This is a genomic window from Marivivens sp. ABH4_498 (assembly GCF_056160585.1).
In genome coordinates, this window is the sequence record NZ_JBSWXL010000006.1 from 16,453 (window position 1) to 32,211 (window position 15,759).

Consider the following 15,759-nt stretch of genomic DNA (forward strand, 5'->3'; position numbering starts at 1 on the left):
TACCTATGAAAGCCCTTTGTGTTATTCCCGCGCGCGGCGGTTCAAAACGACTGCCACGAAAAAATGTTCTAGATTTGTGCGGAAAACCTTTGGTGGGGTGGAGCATCGAATTCGCCACGTCGTCTGGGTTGTTTTCCAAAACGGTCATCTCCTCTGATGATCAGGAAATCACTGATGTTGCTGTGCAATTCGGGGCAATGACACATGGGTTGCGACCTGCGGATTTGTCGGGCGATACGGCGAGTTCGATTGATGTTGTGCGTTATGAATTAGATCAGGCTGAAAAGGACGGGGAAAAATTCGACTTTGTCGCCTTGATGCAGCCAACCACGCCGTACCGCGAAGTTTCGCGTTGGATCGAAGCGTTTGATATCCTGAAGAATAACGAAACCGTCGCCTCTGTGATTGGCGTGCGCGAGGTCGAAGAAACACCTTATCACATGTTCGATTTGGGCGCTGAAGGCGAAATCAAAGCGCTGTTTCCTGACGGTTTGAAAATGCGAAGCCAGGATTTGCCACGTACTGTGGTCATCACGGGGTCGATGTATATCGTGCGTGCCGATGCGCTGCGGCGTGACCATTCACTGTTTTTCCCAACGTCCCGCGCGGTGGTTTGCCAAAGCGATCTAGAGGGCATCGATATCGATACCGCCGAAGATTTCGCGAACGCGGAACGGCTGTTGAACGACGCGCTGGATTAAAACAATAGCCCGTCGTCATCATCGGTATCGGCTGTTTCATTGACGCTACCGATGTTGATCGGCTTTGAATTGTTGATCGCCAAAGCGTCGTCGATGTTATTGGAAATCGCTACCTTTTGGTCTGCAACGATTAATGCTTTGGTGCAGGTTGCTTTGGCGACTTGGGTTTGTTTCGGTGTCAGTAGAACCGTTTTACCTTTGGTTTTTTCCATCAATAACCCAATGATCTTACGCGAAAATTCGATATCTTCGGGGAAGGCAAGGTTGGTGTCCAATAGGTAGATGTCGAAATCCGCCACCAGAGCCAATAGCAGGCTAAACTTTAGTTTGGTTTGGGCTGGCCAGTTTGCGATGGGATCCCAAAGAAGCGCGTCCTGACCAATGTGTTCTTTGATGAATGCGATGCCGTCATTTCTGTCAAACCCATATAGGATCGCAAAGTGCGATATGGCGTTTATGCCGGTGACAACGCTAGAAAACACACCCATTCGACCGATGGGCCACGAAATGTTGCCGCGTATTTTGCACAACCCATTTTGTAGTTCGGATTTTCCACATAGCAGGTCAAGAAACGCAACAGTGTGAAGCCGCGAAGAACCTGCCAAAAGGTACCAGCCAGGTTCCACAGATGTTGTGCTATTGGCCAGAATTTGATGCACGGTTCCTGAATTGCGTACAAAAAACGTCGCGTTTTGAATTTCGATCGGGTTCATGCGCGTACACTTTCGACTTTGCCGCGGTCACGCATGTGCATTGCAAGCCCCATCGCTATCAGCGTCAGCGATGCGAACGTAAGATAAAACAGGTTCGCGTCGGATGAGTTGTATTCATAGAACCAGAAACTGCGCGCGAATTGCACCGAATGGAGAAGGGGATTCATCAAAACGATCTGGCGCAGAGCGTCGGGTAATTGTTCAGAGATGTAAAATGTGCCCGACGACAGCGCGATAAAGCGCGTGGTAAAGCCGTTGATCCTACGAAAACCGGAATAGATACCGATGAGCGCATGAAAAATCGTGCCATAGGCTAGGCCGATGCACCAATTTATCAGCAGAAATATCATGACCATGGGCAAGTTGGCTGGCAGATCGCCACGACCGAACATGACGATCAGCGACATTAGGAAAACGCCAATCAACGTGTAGACCGCGAGCGAATGAAACGCGCGGGCGACGATCACGTCAAATCTAGATACCGTTGGATGATCCAGTTGCGGCACTAGCGCGCCGCCGCCTGACATCGCACCAGTGGCTGCCATGCGAAATGTCATTAGAAAACAAGCTCCTATTACCCCAAAGGGCAATACAGGCATGTCATCTACGGTGTCCGAATGCAGAAAAAATGGGATCGCGCAGATGATTAATACGTGGATCATCGGATCGGCAAATAACCATAGATAGCCGATCCTATCCATGGTCCCATCTCGGTGCGTGGATTGAATCCAAAGGCTCCAGATTTTCAACAGCCAGTTCCGTGAACAACTATTATTAGCATTGATAGAGGTTTCAGGATTAGGTGCAGAGCGTTCTAGGTCCAATGCATAATGGGGCGAAGCGGGATCGTACAATTCCCACACCGTTTCGGGGCCTTCATCCGAAAGGTTTTCGCGATTGATTTCGCGTTGCCGATCTGCGATCGCGAATTCGATTTCCAGCCTGCTTCGGTAGTCTGTCGGCGAACCAATCAGCCCGCGATCTTGTGCGGAATCTCTTAGATCGTTGAACGCGATCAATCGTGCATCTGTATCAAGGTCAGATGGACAATTCGAACGCAGATAGGAACGCGCCCGTTCGTTTGTTGTTTGCGTCGACATCAATGTATCTCGCTTTGGGCAGTTCGCTGGGATTGGGTGATCATGTGATCTAATCCATCAAGGATAGATTTGTTTCCGGGTATAAAACGAAGAGCGTAAAAACCCAGTTCGATGTTTTTTTCGTTAGCGGGCAGTTGTTCAAAAATCCGCGCAAGCGTCAGCCATTTTCGGTTTTCGGTGCTGCTGTCTGTTGGGGCGAATTGGACAATGCAGTGCGCAACTGTAGTGGCGGGCAAATCTATGACCGCAGCATCAGCCCAAGCGTCGAACAGGGCTGGCCCAAATTCGTCATCGTCACTGAGGTGCAGAAAAATGTGCCACGCATTCTCAAGTTCGCCTGACTTGATAAGCGCCTTGCAGTGGGCATTCAGCGATTTACGAGTGGCCGCAGCAAACGTCGCAATCGATGTGTTGTCGGGGAATGCCTTTGCTAAAGACTGAGCTTCTAGATAGGCGATATCAAACTGCTTGGCCCTGAATTTTGACTGAGCTTCGCGCAATTCGGCACTGGGGTCGCGGTCATATTCGTTCATTTGTGCCTGCTGCCCGTCATCGATTTCAAAATCGGTTTGTGTTTAACGTGTAAATTGTAGCAAACATCGGGTCAATTCTTTCACAGATGTCACAAGGGGCAATGCCTTCATAATGACAGATCTATCATCTACGACGGTGTCGATCGTGACGCCTGCTTACAATGCCGAAGGTGTCATCCGGCAATGTTATGCATCCATTGCTGCACAGACCCTGACGGATTGGGAATGGATCGTCGTTGATGACGGATCGATTGATCGAACCAAAGAAATTGTGACCGAGATTATGCAGTCTGATCCGCGGGTTCAGTTGGTGTCGTTGGATAGGAACCAAGGTGCCGCGGTCGCGCGGAACCGTGCCATTGATGTTGCAAATTGCAGGTTTGTCGCATTTTTGGATGCCGATGATTGCTGGTATCCTGAAAAGCTTGCCACGCAAATGAATTTCATGATCCAAACCGGCGCGGTCTTTTCGTATTCATCCTACCGTGTTGAAAATACGTCGGGAATGCACGTTGCAACCTATACCCCACCGGCGCGGATAACGTATCAAGAGCTGTTAAAGACAAACGTCATTGGTTGCTTAACCGCGATGTACGACCGCGCGTATTTCGGGCATGTTCAGATGCCACTGTTGCGCAAGCGTCAAGATTATGGGCTTTGGTTAGAGCTGTTGAAAAAGGTCGATCACGCGGTTGCGGTTCCGCAGGTGTTGGCGGTCTATCGCAAACAGAAAAACTCGGTCTCTTCAAATAAATTGGCCGCTATTCCTTACACGTGGGCCGTCTACCGCAAAGTTGCGCATTTGAACGTTTTTGCCAGCGCGTACTATCTGGCACATCAAATCATGTCAGGTGTTTGGGTCCGTTTCCGCGGACAGCGTTAGTGTGTGAATTTGCGCACCCGGTCGCCGAAACCTTTGCCGCCCAACATCGACAACGCGATTTGCAGGTCGAGCTTTAGGCTCCAGTTTTTGATGTAGATGCTATCATATCGCGATAGTTTGACGGGTGTCGACATATCCACCCCGTAAACTTGAGCCAGGCCAGCGATGCCTGGCTTTACACAAAAAATGTTCCGTTTTTCGCGCTCGGCAATGATCGTGTCCTGTGTCGTCAGGCACGGACGCGGCCCGATCAGGGACATTTCTCCGCGCAGTATGTTTAAAATCTGAGGAAGCTCGTCGATTTTTGTTCTACGCAAAAAACGGCCAAGGCGTGTGACGTAGTCCCCACGAATTTCGTGCGTGCTGACGTTCGGCGTATCGATGGTCATCGTTCGGAATTTGATACATTCGAACACGGCTTTGTCTTTGCCGACCCGAAGTTGACGGAAAAGCACAGGGCCTTCGCTGGATAGTTTGATCGCAATCGCTACCAAAGGGTAGAACCAGATCAACGTAAGAAGCAGCAATGTAGCGGCTAGGTAATCAACTACAGTTTTGGTACGGTTCATCCGGTAACACTTAAAATTATCGAGCCGCATTCGCGATTTGACCCGCAAACTGCTTTAACTTGGGTTCGGATACAATGCCCTAGTTGCAGCTGGGTGTCGATAATCCACTTATCGCCAGCAGTTGTAGTGATTTGTATGCGATTGCTGTTATAGCGGTTCACGGTTTAGTTAGTGATATCCATGATCCACCTTGATGAAAACTCTGCGAATTTTGAAAAAACGGCGGATGCTGTCCATTCGACTTTGGTGAAATTCTGGGGTCAGCAAAGATACGAAGGTTTTCAAACAAAGCTTTTAACCGGAGCAAAGGCCGTTGCTGCGACATGCATCGGGCACGGGCTGAAATATTCGATCTTTCGCAAAGTCACGTGGACATTGTTGTTGATGTCGCTTCGTAAATTGCCTGACGTGAAAAAAGGCACCCCGATTATATTCGCGCCGACCGCCACCAATGTCAGGGCTGTCCAGCGCGTGTTGGGTCTAATGCGCGACGGGGATACCGTATTTGACCTTGGCTTGGTTGGTGCATCTTTGCGGTCACGTCTGGGCGCATTGAAGTATGGTGGCTTTAAGGATGACCTGCGTCGTTCGGATCCATTCGTGCGCATCCAATGCGTTGTGGGCCGTGCAGCGGTTTCCTATTTTTGGAATGCTTTCTTGAAAAAACGGCCATCGGTTGTCATCGTCGCGAATGATCATAGCCCGATTTCCGTTGCTCTGATGCATGTAAGCAAAGCGATGGGCGTACCTTTGGTCTATGTTCAGCACGCTCCGGTAAACGACAGTTACCCTGAACTGATTGCCGACCTTTCCATTCTTTTCGATCAGTCGTCGCATGACACATATTCCGCGATTGGCGGCATTCATGGTGATGTTGCGATTTTATCGCCGTTTGAACCGGTCGCTGGGGCATTTGCTATCCGTAATCCGCCAGAGTGCTGGGGGATACTGTTGTCACGCGTTCCCGACATCACTGCAGTTGGGAATTTGCTGCGTGACCTTCATGCGGGTTTTCCGAATGCAGGCATCGTTGTGCGCCCGCACCCTGCAGTTGGGCGCGTGCCCGAAGGTATTAATGCTGATGAGCGGGGGACGGTCCATTCTGGGGATATGACGGACTTTGCAAGGTTGGTTGACGTGGTTGTCGCGCCCGGCACGGGCGCCATTGTCGAACTTCTTCATCATGGCACACCTGTTGTTTACCGATCAGACTTGGATGGGGTCGGTTTTGATCCGCATGGGTTGGTCACAGACGGGATAGTTCTGGATGGAACGCAGGTTAGTCTGAATGATATTCCCCAACGGCTGTCTGATTTTTACGACGAAGACTGGCGCGGTCGTTTGCGCCAAAAAATGGACAACCAAGATGTAAAATCGCAAGAAAGCATCGTGCGCGATAAACTGCGTGCGCTGTTAGATGTGTTGCCATGACGCGCTGGTCGGATATACGGTGTCCAACAAAAGGTCAGGGCAGTCGGAAAAGACGTAGTTTGAATAAAATGAAATACATGCCCCCAAAAACGCTTTTGACGGCTGCAGTGTTCGGTTTGAACTTTGCTTTGTCGGGTTGTTCATTTTTGGCGGGTGTCGGTCCGTTAACTGCCGGTGTGACCAGTGAAAGCCAGAAGGAAGATGCAGGGTATCACCTTGTGCCTGTATCTGACGCTGTCGTTCAGTTTCTTTCTGACGCAGGAGAGCCAAGTCTAAGCGAAAGCTTTGGCGTGCGATCGGCGCCAGTCGAACAACGGATCGTTGTCGGCGATCGTCTGGGGATTACTATATTCGAAAGCGCCCCGGGCGGATTGTTTTTCAACGGCGTCCCCGGAGAAGTCAGCGGCGCACGTCAAGTTGTGTTGCCAACGCAAACTGTCGACCAGAACGGTATGATCGAAGTTCCCTACGCGGGGCGGTTCAAAGCTTCGGGGAATTCACCCAGCGTTCTGTCCGAATTAATCGAAGAGCGTTTGTCTGACCGCGCGATCGATCCGCAAGTCATAATCGGTTTGGACAGTTATTCTGCCAATTCGGCAACTGTTTTGGGTGAAGTTACTGGAACAGGTTCGATAGAACTGTCGCCTCGGGGTGATCGATTGTTGACCGTATTAGGCAACGCGGGGTTGGCAGCGAACGAAACCGAAGCCGTTATTCGTTTGGTCCGCGATGACTATATCGTCACGGTCCCGCTGCGGACGATTATCAATAACCCTATAGAAAACATCTATGTCGCGCCAGGCGATACGATTTTTGTGCTAAGTAAGCCGCAGGTTTTCAATGCTTTGGGCGCCGTTGCGACCCCGGGTCAGTATTCGATTACTTTTGCGGAACAATCCATTGCAGGCGCTTTGTCTGTCGCGGGCGGTTTGTCCAGTTCCTTGGCCGATCGTAGTGGTGTGTTTTTATTCCGGTTTGAAAACCCTGAAGTCGCCAAGGGGCTTGTTTCATCCGATCAAGAAATCCGCGAAACACGGTCCGGCGTCCCGATTGTTTATCAGATCAACATGTCTGACCCCAATTCGTTCTTCTGGCTAGAGCAGATGACGGTTCGCGACTCTGACATGATCTATGTTGCTCACACCATTACGACTGAGTTGGACCAGTTCGCGTCGATTGTTGCGCGTGGTCGGCTGTTCGGTCTGTAATCGTGTTAAATCAAAGTGTGTCCAACACATAAGACAGGAAATATTATGAAAATTTGGTTGGTTGGTGCAGGTCCTATGGCGGGCTTTCATGCCGAGGTTTTGCGAGATTTGGACCACGACGTCACCATCGTTGCTACGAGCGCTACGCGCGCCGAACCGATGGCCGAAAAATTTGGAATGAAATTTTCAGATCAAGGTTTGGCGGGGGCGTTGGATCAAATGGGGCCGCCTGACGCGGCTGTGGTCGCTTTGCCCGTCGACATGTTGGCATCGGCAGCAGTGGAATTGTTGAACGGCGGTGTCAAAAAAATCCTCCTGGAAAAGCCGGGCGGATTGAATGAAACCGAATTGGCGACTGTTTCTGATCTGGCGCGTGAAACAGGTGCAGAGGTGTACATCGCCTACAACCGCCGTTTCTTGTCGTCGACAATCGAGGCGAAGAAACGGATCGCGGCAGCCGGCGGTGCGTTGTCGGTTGCTTTTGAATTTTGCGAAAATGCGCCCCGCATCGAAGAGTTGCCAACACCAGCCAACATCAAAGCAAAGTGGCTTATCGCCAACAGTACGCATGTGATTGATATGGCATTTTACATGTGCGGTTTCCCGACCGATCTGCAGACAAAAACCGTTGGTGAACTGTCGTGGCACCCATCTGGGGCCTATTTTTCGGGGCAGGGCGAAACGGAGCAGCAAACAGCGTTTTCTTACAATGCGGATTGGCGTGGCCCCGGTCGTTGGGGCATCGAAATTGTGCTGCCCGAAGAAAGACTGGTGTTGCGACCGATCGAACAGTTGCAGGTCATGCCGAAGGGTAAGTTCCAGACCGAGGTCGTCGAAATCGATGATGAATTGGATACAAAATACAAACCGGGTCTTTATCTGCAGATGCAAGCCTTTCTAACAGACGGCGCTGGGCTGGTTACTGCACAGGATCAATGCGACGCGATCGCAAACGTTTACAATAAAATTGCAAATTACTGAGTAAGAACATGACGACTGTAGTATTGATCGGTGGTGGCCGTATGGGCCACCGTTTTTCCCAAGCGATCCGCGAAGCGGGCCATACGCTGTCCATTCTGTTCGATCCAAGCGAGACACCTTTTGCTGTCGAAACCGAGGCAGGCCTAGCTGACGTTCATGAACGTGATTTTGACACTGTCCTGTCCAGCGACGCAGATTGCTATGTTATTTGCACCACCGCTGATCTTCATGTTCGGATCGCTCGACAACTGATCGAAGCGGGCAAGAAACGGATCGTCGTTGAAAAACCGCTATCCCAAAGTGCGAAAGACGCAATCGAATTGCGACAATTAGCTGAGCAAAATGGTGTGCGTATCATCGTCAACCACGGTCGACGGTATTGTGCGAACATCCAAATGCTAAAGGAAATGGATGGTTCGCCAGAGCTAGGCAGCTTGCGTTCGGTTATTGTGAAAGTCGGCGGCGGATCGTTGGGCTGCGTTGGTACACATTGGATTGATATGTGTAACAACCTGATGGGCGGCATGCCAAAATCTGTCTACGCAGAATTGAGCGATGAAACCCCATCAAACACTCGCGGGACAAAGTTTGATGACCCGGGCGGCGTCGTTTTGATGCGCTATGATGGTGGTCGCAGAGCTGTGATTGAAGCAGGCGATGATGTGGGCATTGTCATTGGCACGGATTTCATTTTCGAACGCGGAGTCGTGAATTGGGTCGCCGAAGGTGGCGTTTGGACCCTGCGGTGCCGTCGCGCCGAGGACCGTGAAAAGCCGCTATTTTTGTATGGCTTGCCGCTAGAGCAAAGCGATCTGGACATTACTCCGCCGAACCTGATCACCTATGCAAAGGCTGTATTGGCAGATGCGTTCAGTGCTGAAACGCCGATTAGCGGTCTGGATCAAGCGTGCGATACGATGAACGTCTATGCCGCATTGCGTGCATCTGCGTCCAATCGTGCGCCTGTGACTTTCCCATTAGGTGATGACGATGTTTCGGCGCATTATCCGATCCCATAAACTACGAACCATAGTTCAGGTGTGAAAATGCAGAAGGCTCGGTCGCGATTTAGTTTGGTTGCGTTGTTGTTCATTTTGGTTGTGTTGGTTCCGACTGTTGTGGCCGGCTATTATGCGTTGGTGACCAAAGCGCCGTTGTTCAAATCGCAAACTCAGTTCGCGGTCGAGGATCGACAGCAAGGATCGTCGAATATGCTGGGCGGTTTGGCGACGGCCGTTGGTATCGTCAGTGGCGAGCCCAGTGCGATCTATTCGGTAAAGCGTTTTATTGAATCTCCGGATGCTTTGAACGCGTTGGAAAATGACGTGGGTTTTGCCAAATTCTATCGTGACCCATATGGGGATTTCTTCACACAATTGCCTGATGATGCGTCAACCGATGCGGTGCTGGCATATTACCAACGTCATGTAATTGCGCGGGTTTCTAGTAAGGAAAACATCATATCGCTCGAGGTTTCGGCATTCGATGCGGAAACCGCTCAGGCGATCGCAGATAGTCTATTGGGCATCGTGGAAATGTTTGTGAATGACCTGAACGCTCGCGCGTTGAATGATCAGGTTCGTTTCCAGCAAGCAAACGTTGAAACCGCCCAACAGAACGTTTTGGATGCACGCCTTGCATTGACAGAGTGGCGAAACCGAAATGGCGCGGTTGACCCGATGGCGCAGGTTCAGATGCTCCAGGGGCTGATTGGAAATTTGGAAACTGAACTATCGTCGGTTCAGTCGGATCTTTCCTTGCTTGAAGAATCTGAAGATGCCGATCGGTTTAAGCCGCGCATCGATGCATTGAAGGATCAAGAGCGCATCATTTTGCGACAAATTTCGTCGGCCCGAGATCGTTTGGCGAGTTCGTCGGAAGGTGCTGTTTCGATGCAAATCGATGAATATGAACGCCTGTACGCTGCTTTGGAGTTCGCAGAAAATGATTTGGAGCTTGCGACCATGTCGCTGGAAACAGCCCGTCAGGTCATTTTGCAGCAGCAAAAATACCTGCTGATTATTTCGAACCCATCGCTGCCAAGTGACCGGACATTCCCAGTTCTGACCAAACACGTTCCAATCGTCTTCGTCGCTTGCATGCTTATATTTGCTATTATCGCATTGTTTTCCAATGTGACACGTGATTACCGACGCGTTTAATCGCGGTGTAAGAAAGTTTCTGAATGCGTATCTTTACACACAAAGCCACGGTTGCGTTGCGCCGCCTGCAGTTTTTTTTAGGACTGAAAAAATCAACTTTAGAAGTTGTAAAGTATCGACCAAATGCGCCTTATCGCACGGTTGTGTATGGTCTAGATGAATCGAAATGGGCTTATTTCGATGCCGCTTATCCGGAATTTCAAAAGTACTTTGTCCCCTTCAATGTCCACGTTGCAGATCTACGTAATGTTCTGATGCGTCGTCATATGGGCGTCGTTTTGTTTCAGGATTATTCAAGGCGCCGTTTCGATTTGGCTGCAAATGGGCTTTCACTCGTCGTGTTTTATGGTGCGGATGCGCCTTTGCCTGTTGTCGAAAAAGGTGAAAAAGATGCTATCGGTTTCATGCTGGATAGTATGGCAGATTGGACGTTGGCGCGCCGTCAGCTAGAAATCGACATTATGTTGCAAGGGTTCGATTTTTCTGAACATTCAGATGTTCTGGAACAGGCATTAAATTTTCTGGAAAGAGGTAACGACGTTTCATCAGGCGATAATTGTCTGATTATTCCAGATACAAAAGAAATGTCTTCGTCGGTTGAACTTTCATCCAATGAAAAACTGGAATTTTCGGCTGCCATTGAAAAATTGAAACTCGGCAAAAATTTGACGGTGTTTCGGTCACTGCCGTCTGAAAATGCAACGCTTCAGGATAACTTTGCGCATTTTGTGCAGCAGTTAAAGACGTGTGATACGGTCATCGTAAAAGACCATGCTTTGGGTTTGGTTGCGGCGCTTTGGGGGCGTCGTGTGATTGTTACTGGTCGGCCATTCTGGGCTGGCTACGGAATAACTGAAGATCTCAGTCAGATTTATCGATCACGTCAATTGTCGCGAGCTGAAATCGCAGCAGTCGTTGTTGCGATTCAGTCTAGGTATGGAACGGCTTTTGGAGAAAAAGTTGAACCTTTTGATGGCTGGTCCGCGCCGATAGTTGGATAATTTTTCGAATGGAACAATCCGCAATTTTTTCGGGTAAAGTACTTCATTATCCCAGCGATTTATGCTCGCTACCCAAAGTGCTCTGTGCCTTTGGTGAAATAAATGCGTCATTGCCTTTCAGTTTTTTGATTGAAGTCAGCAGGAAACTTTCCGCGCATATCGAGGCCGGTGAGGAGAATTCTTTTATTTGGGAGTCAAGGTACGGCCTAATCAAAGCAGATCTACCTGTATATTCGTCTCGAATTTTGGTTACGCCAACAGACGAAGGGTGGATCATAACGGGCGACAGTCAAAAAGACGCGCCAAAGTCTAAACGCTGGTTACCGATAAAGCGTCGTTCGGTTGCGAATATTCAACCGGTCTATCGATCGCTCAACCGTTATCGGAAAACGGTAGCTAAATACCTATTCGAACAAGCGGCCAATGATTTGGAAACCGCATCGTTGACCATCGATGCTAGTACGGAAAAAGAAGCCGAACTTTATCGCGTTTATAGAAGCCTTGTCCCACAGGAAAAACTGGATGTAGCGTGGCAAAGGTTTTATTTGGCATTGGTCACACGCTGGCATGATTTTTTTGTGCGTGACTTGAATGAATATTCTGTCAATTACTGGGCTAGGAATATTCGCAACAAACGTGATCGTGGTGCTGCAACGTTTGTAATTGCCTCGTTGATACACTCAATTCGTAGCATCAATTACGACGGAACCCGTAGTGGCGATAGGCAGGCTCGAATTGCCGCGAAAAAGATCGTGGCCAGTTGGAATTTTGAACCTAGACGGCCAAGATATATAAAATGGTTCGAAGGTATCCGCAGCAGGTTCGTTCGACCTGAAGTTCAGCAAGCTTTTATTGATCACCTGCTATCGGACTTAGTGAATTCTGCCCAAGATTTGCCAGAAGTGAAGGCGATCGGTTGGCGTAAGTCTGATTTGCCAGCGCCGACCTATGTGATGCTAAAGCGGTGCGCGAAATCGCAGCCTGACATTGCGGGTATTCTTGCCATTTTATTATTGAAAAGGGGGCTTGATACAGGGGCGCCCGAAATGCTGCTCTCTGTTCAGCGGTTGATCAGTGGCGCAAGGTTTTCAACCGATTTCATGTATGCAATTCGTAACCTAGCAGGTGCTTCGGTAGAAACAGAGTTATCATACTTTGACCTTGAACCCGTTAGGGTATTTGCACGGTTATCGGGTATTTCGTTTGACTGCCCGATTGATGAGGCAATTTTGCTTTGCCCCCAGCTGGAGACCCTTGAATACAATCTGATTGGACCTTCAGGCCAAAAAACCTCTCATGAAACGCTGGGTCGTTTTGATACGGCGTTCGTAACGACCAATAGTCCTGATAATGGACCGGCCCAACTTGCATTTGATGCATCAAGTAGCGTGTTTTTACCCGCAGCACTGTTTGATACGCGAACAGATTTGCGGGAACATTGTTCGTCCTTTTTAGACGTAAGGGTTCCCGCCTATAGTGTGATCGAAGAGGACCTGAGCTCTCATACCGAGATTTTAGCGTCACTTTTGATTGATGAATTGAAGGCAATTATTGGCGACGACCATTCGCAACTGTGGTTGGATACACTGAAGTTGCCGTTAGATGATACACTGTTTTCGGCGTTGATTGATTTTTGGAGCATCGTAAATTCAAAAGAGTTGCAGACATCCAACAGGGCTTTGATCGTTTGTGATACCGAACAAATGGCACGGGCTTATCATTTAGCCCTAAAAGGGCTGTCGTTTGGTACAGATGTAGTGTTTGCATCCAAAGGGCTGGCAAGCTTTGAAACGGATTTTGTTCAATCTCACCAATCAAATACCGAAGCCGATATGGTCCGGGGCGCGATCTCTCGTTTAATTGGTGAAGCAGGGATTTCAGGTAGTTCGGATAGCACCTCGACCAACGCGTTGCTGGTTGGTAGAAGTTTTGATCGCAATTATAAAACCGATCTTCTTTCCTTAGGGAAAGAGCTGCAAAAAAACGGTAAAGTGAATTTTGCTTTGACGGCGGGCAAACGTGGTTTGTCGAACTTGCCTGATTTTTTGAAAACCTATGCAGAGGCTTGGTTCGACAAACTATCGATCTCACCTTTGCTGCGTTTGTTTGTTCCGCCTTCTGATTTGCCTGATGTGTTCCAGTCCGGCCTTTCAGATTTGCTGATTGCGCGAATTTGGGAACGTGATTTCCTTACGCCGACGAACCTTGCGCTATTAATGGCTGCTAAACCTAGGTTAGATGCCTTTTTCAATGTGCGCCTGCCTCGGTTGATATTGGCGGGGGCGGATGTCGTTCGTTTGGTTCAAGATACCAGACCAAAGCAAATTGTGCTCTTGCCTGGGCGGGACTACATTTCACAAGTTGCTGCGGTGTGTGGCCGCGAAATTGGCGCTCAAAGCTTTGACGTTCAAACTGTTTTCGTAGGGCCGCGGTCTAGGTACAAAGCATCGGTTGCTGACTATCAGTTCGTTATCGAAACCTATTCGCAAAAGATTTTCGAAGGCTTTTTCAAAGTGCCGAACGACAAACTGGTACTGACGGGCAATTCAAAGGTCGGTGGCGTTCAGGCCCAAATTCGAAAGCTGGATCGGGATACATGTCGGGTCAAAGCAGGGCTATTGGACGAATTTCTAATAACCTTCGCTTGTTCGCCAATTTTACCTGACGATCAGGATGTTATTGATGCTTTGGCGGCTGTTGTCGGGGATATTCCCGGCGCGCGGCTGGCGTTTCGTTATCATCCGACGGCGCATCAGGAATATTTCGATTACTGCGACGCGATTGTCCAAAAAAATGACAACATTTTTGTCGCTGATATGCTGGATCTGCCTGAAACCCTTCTTGCGTCTGATCTGATTGTGACGCGGTTTTCGAATGTAGGGCTAGAGGCTGCTTTGGCTGGTCGAAATGTGATTTCGTGTAACTTTAGTGGAAAACGGTTCCCGATCAGTCTGGATGAAATGGGGGTCGCGACTTTGGTTGATGATCGGTCAAACCTTTTATCGACACTGTTGGATATCCAGTCACAGGGCGCAATTTGGGAAAAGCTACAAAAAACGCGCCAAACCTATATCACAGCCAATCCGCAATTGTTCCATGACAACCCACCTCAGGCGATGTGCGAATTTATGCGGTCTGTGAGCGGATAAAGTTACGCCCGGCGTTTTGCCGGGCGTCGTTTTGTTTAACCAAACATATCCGCAGTAATGCCGTCGTACCAACCAACGGATTCTTCGTATGTGGCTTGGCGGGTGGCGGCATCTTCGCCAGTGTCTGAAATGAACCCGTCAACTTTGGCGATCTTTTCGTCGGTTGCCTCATAGGTCGCGCCGACTTTGACGCCGTCATTGGTGTCGATCAGCGACCAGCAGGTATTGGCGAAACGGGCAGGGAACACAGCCGAGCCTGTCAGCGCACCACGAATGGCCATCGCGCATACCTTGGCTTGGCTGTTGGCCGAGAAGCCCGATTTCGGCATATCACCCTGTGCACAGGCATCGCCCAGCACGTGGATGTTCGGATCGATTTTGGACGACAGATCGATTGCATTTACCGGCGCCCAGTTGCCATCGGTGACGCCTGCGATTTCCGCAATACGGCCAGCCTTCATCGCTGGGATGACGTTGCAAACATCGACTTTGTTCACGTCGCCGTCGATATCAACGGTCATCGCAGATGGATCGACGGTTACATTCGTGCCACCAAAATCGGGGCCGATGCGTTCGATCATGCCCGAATAATGTGCGTTCCAGCCTTCTTCGAACAGTGCCTGTTTCGAAAATTTTTCTTTCGGGTCGGCAATCAGGATTTTTGCGGTTGGGTTCACCTGTTTCAGGCGGTGGGCAACCATGCTGACACGTTCATACGGGCCAGGAGGGCAGCGGTATGGGTTTGGCGGGGCGACCATGGCAAAAACGCCGCCCTGCGGCATGGCGTCGATCTGCGCGCGCAGCAGTTCGGTTTGCGATCCTGCCTTGTAGGCATGTGGCATCGCATTTTGTGCCGAAACGTCCCAGCCCTGAACGGACCCGTCGATGAAATCGATGCCGGGGCTGATCACCAGTCGATCATAGGGCAGGGTATATCCGCCCGCAGTGGTCACTGTTTTTGCGTCGCGGTCTACGCCAACCGCCCAGTCGTGCAGAACATTGATGCCGTATTCAGCAGCCAGCGTGCCATAGGAATGGCCCAAGCTGTTCATTTCCCGCAATCCGCCCAAATACAAATTCGAGAAGAAGCAGGTGTAATATTCGCGGCTGGGTTCGATCAGCGTGACGTCAATCGCGCCTTCGCTGTCCTTTGCAATATAACGAGCGGCGGTCGCACCACCTGCGCCGCCGCCAATGACGATAACTTTGGGTTTGCCGTGTCCTGCACCCATCACCATAGGTGCAGACAGCGACCCTGTGACCGCGACTGCGGTACCTAGGAATGTACGTCTGTTTAGTTTCATGGTTCTCCTCCCTAAGAACACCCC

14 protein-coding genes are annotated in these 15,759 nt (G+C 49.9%); 9 read left to right on the plus strand and 5 right to left on the minus strand.

Translation table 11 applies throughout. The features are described 5' to 3' along the window. Positions 1-5: 5 nt before the first annotated feature. Positions 6-701 (plus strand): acylneuraminate cytidylyltransferase family protein, encoded by a 696-nt coding sequence (locus ACXAGA_RS12675; protein ID WP_475117849.1) that lies wholly within the window; start codon positions 6-8, stop codon positions 699-701. Here ACXAGA_RS12675 and ACXAGA_RS12680 read toward each other — a convergent pair. Genes ACXAGA_RS12680 through ACXAGA_RS12690 form a run of 3 tightly spaced genes read right to left on the minus strand, consistent with a single transcriptional unit; the run spans position 698 to position 3,047 of the window. Then, complete coding sequence (locus ACXAGA_RS12680) at positions 698-1,414, minus strand: hypothetical protein (RefSeq protein WP_475117850.1); 717 nt, start codon at positions 1,412-1,414, stop codon at positions 698-700. The genes ACXAGA_RS12675 and ACXAGA_RS12680 overlap by 4 nt on opposite strands. Then, on the minus strand, positions 1,411-2,514 hold the full coding sequence (locus tag ACXAGA_RS12685; RefSeq protein ID WP_475117851.1) for an ABC transporter permease: 1,104 nt from the start codon (positions 2,512-2,514) through the stop codon (positions 1,411-1,413). Before ACXAGA_RS12685 ends, ACXAGA_RS12680 begins: the two co-directional genes overlap by 4 nt. Continuing rightward, positions 2,514-3,047: a hypothetical protein gene (locus tag ACXAGA_RS12690; protein WP_475117852.1), complete on the minus strand. Its 534-nt coding sequence runs from the start codon at positions 3,045-3,047 to the stop codon at positions 2,514-2,516. Before ACXAGA_RS12690 ends, ACXAGA_RS12685 begins: the two co-directional genes overlap by 1 nt. 112 nt (positions 3,048-3,159) lie before the next feature. Between ACXAGA_RS12690 and ACXAGA_RS12695 the strand changes: the two genes are divergently transcribed. Next, positions 3,160-3,930, plus strand: a complete 771-nt coding sequence (locus tag ACXAGA_RS12695; protein ID WP_475117853.1) for a glycosyltransferase family 2 protein — start codon at positions 3,160-3,162, stop codon at positions 3,928-3,930. On the opposite strand, the gene ACXAGA_RS12700 is transcribed toward ACXAGA_RS12695, so the two are convergent. After that, positions 3,927-4,499, minus strand: a complete 573-nt coding sequence (locus tag ACXAGA_RS12700; RefSeq protein WP_475117854.1) for a sugar transferase — start codon at positions 4,497-4,499, stop codon at positions 3,927-3,929. The two genes, ACXAGA_RS12695 and ACXAGA_RS12700, sit on opposite strands and share 4 nt — an antisense overlap. A 180-nt stretch (positions 4,500-4,679) precedes the next feature. On the opposite strand from ACXAGA_RS12700, the gene ACXAGA_RS12705 reads away from it, so the two are divergent. The 7 genes from ACXAGA_RS12705 to ACXAGA_RS12735 all read left to right on the plus strand — a co-directional run bounded on the left by ACXAGA_RS12705 (position 4,680) and on the right by ACXAGA_RS12735 (position 14,431). After that, positions 4,680-5,930: a hypothetical protein gene (locus ACXAGA_RS12705; RefSeq protein ID WP_475117855.1), complete on the plus strand. Its 1,251-nt coding sequence runs from the start codon at positions 4,680-4,682 to the stop codon at positions 5,928-5,930. A 68-nt stretch (positions 5,931-5,998) separates the two neighbouring features. After that, positions 5,999-7,138, plus strand: coding sequence for a polysaccharide biosynthesis/export family protein (locus ACXAGA_RS12710; protein ID WP_475117980.1), 1,140 nt, complete (start codon positions 5,999-6,001; stop codon positions 7,136-7,138). Between the two features lie 45 nt (positions 7,139-7,183). Then, positions 7,184-8,119: a Gfo/Idh/MocA family protein gene (locus ACXAGA_RS12715; RefSeq protein WP_475117856.1), complete on the plus strand. Its 936-nt coding sequence runs from the start codon at positions 7,184-7,186 to the stop codon at positions 8,117-8,119. Positions 8,120-8,127: 8 nt separating this feature from the next. Continuing rightward, a complete protein-coding gene (locus ACXAGA_RS12720; protein ID WP_475117857.1) occupies positions 8,128-9,138 on the plus strand; it encodes a Gfo/Idh/MocA family protein in 1,011 nt (336 codons plus the stop codon). Between the two features lie 27 nt (positions 9,139-9,165). After that, positions 9,166-10,281, plus strand: a complete 1,116-nt coding sequence (locus ACXAGA_RS12725) for a KpsE/RkpR family capsule polysaccharide export protein (RefSeq protein ID WP_475117858.1) — start codon at positions 9,166-9,168, stop codon at positions 10,279-10,281. A gap of 23 nt (positions 10,282-10,304) precedes the next feature. Beyond that, positions 10,305-11,282, plus strand: a complete 978-nt coding sequence (locus ACXAGA_RS12730; protein ID WP_475117859.1) for a capsular polysaccharide export protein, LipB/KpsS family — start codon at positions 10,305-10,307, stop codon at positions 11,280-11,282. Positions 11,283-11,290: 8 nt separating this feature from the next. Then, a complete protein-coding gene (locus tag ACXAGA_RS12735) occupies positions 11,291-14,431 on the plus strand; it encodes a hypothetical protein (protein ID WP_475117860.1) in 3,141 nt (1,046 codons plus the stop codon). Between the two features lie 35 nt (positions 14,432-14,466). On the opposite strand, the gene ACXAGA_RS12740 is transcribed toward ACXAGA_RS12735, so the two are convergent. Further along, complete coding sequence (locus ACXAGA_RS12740; protein WP_475117861.1) at positions 14,467-15,735, minus strand: FCSD flavin-binding domain-containing protein; 1,269 nt, start codon at positions 15,733-15,735, stop codon at positions 14,467-14,469. Between the last annotated feature and the right edge of the window lie 24 nt (positions 15,736-15,759).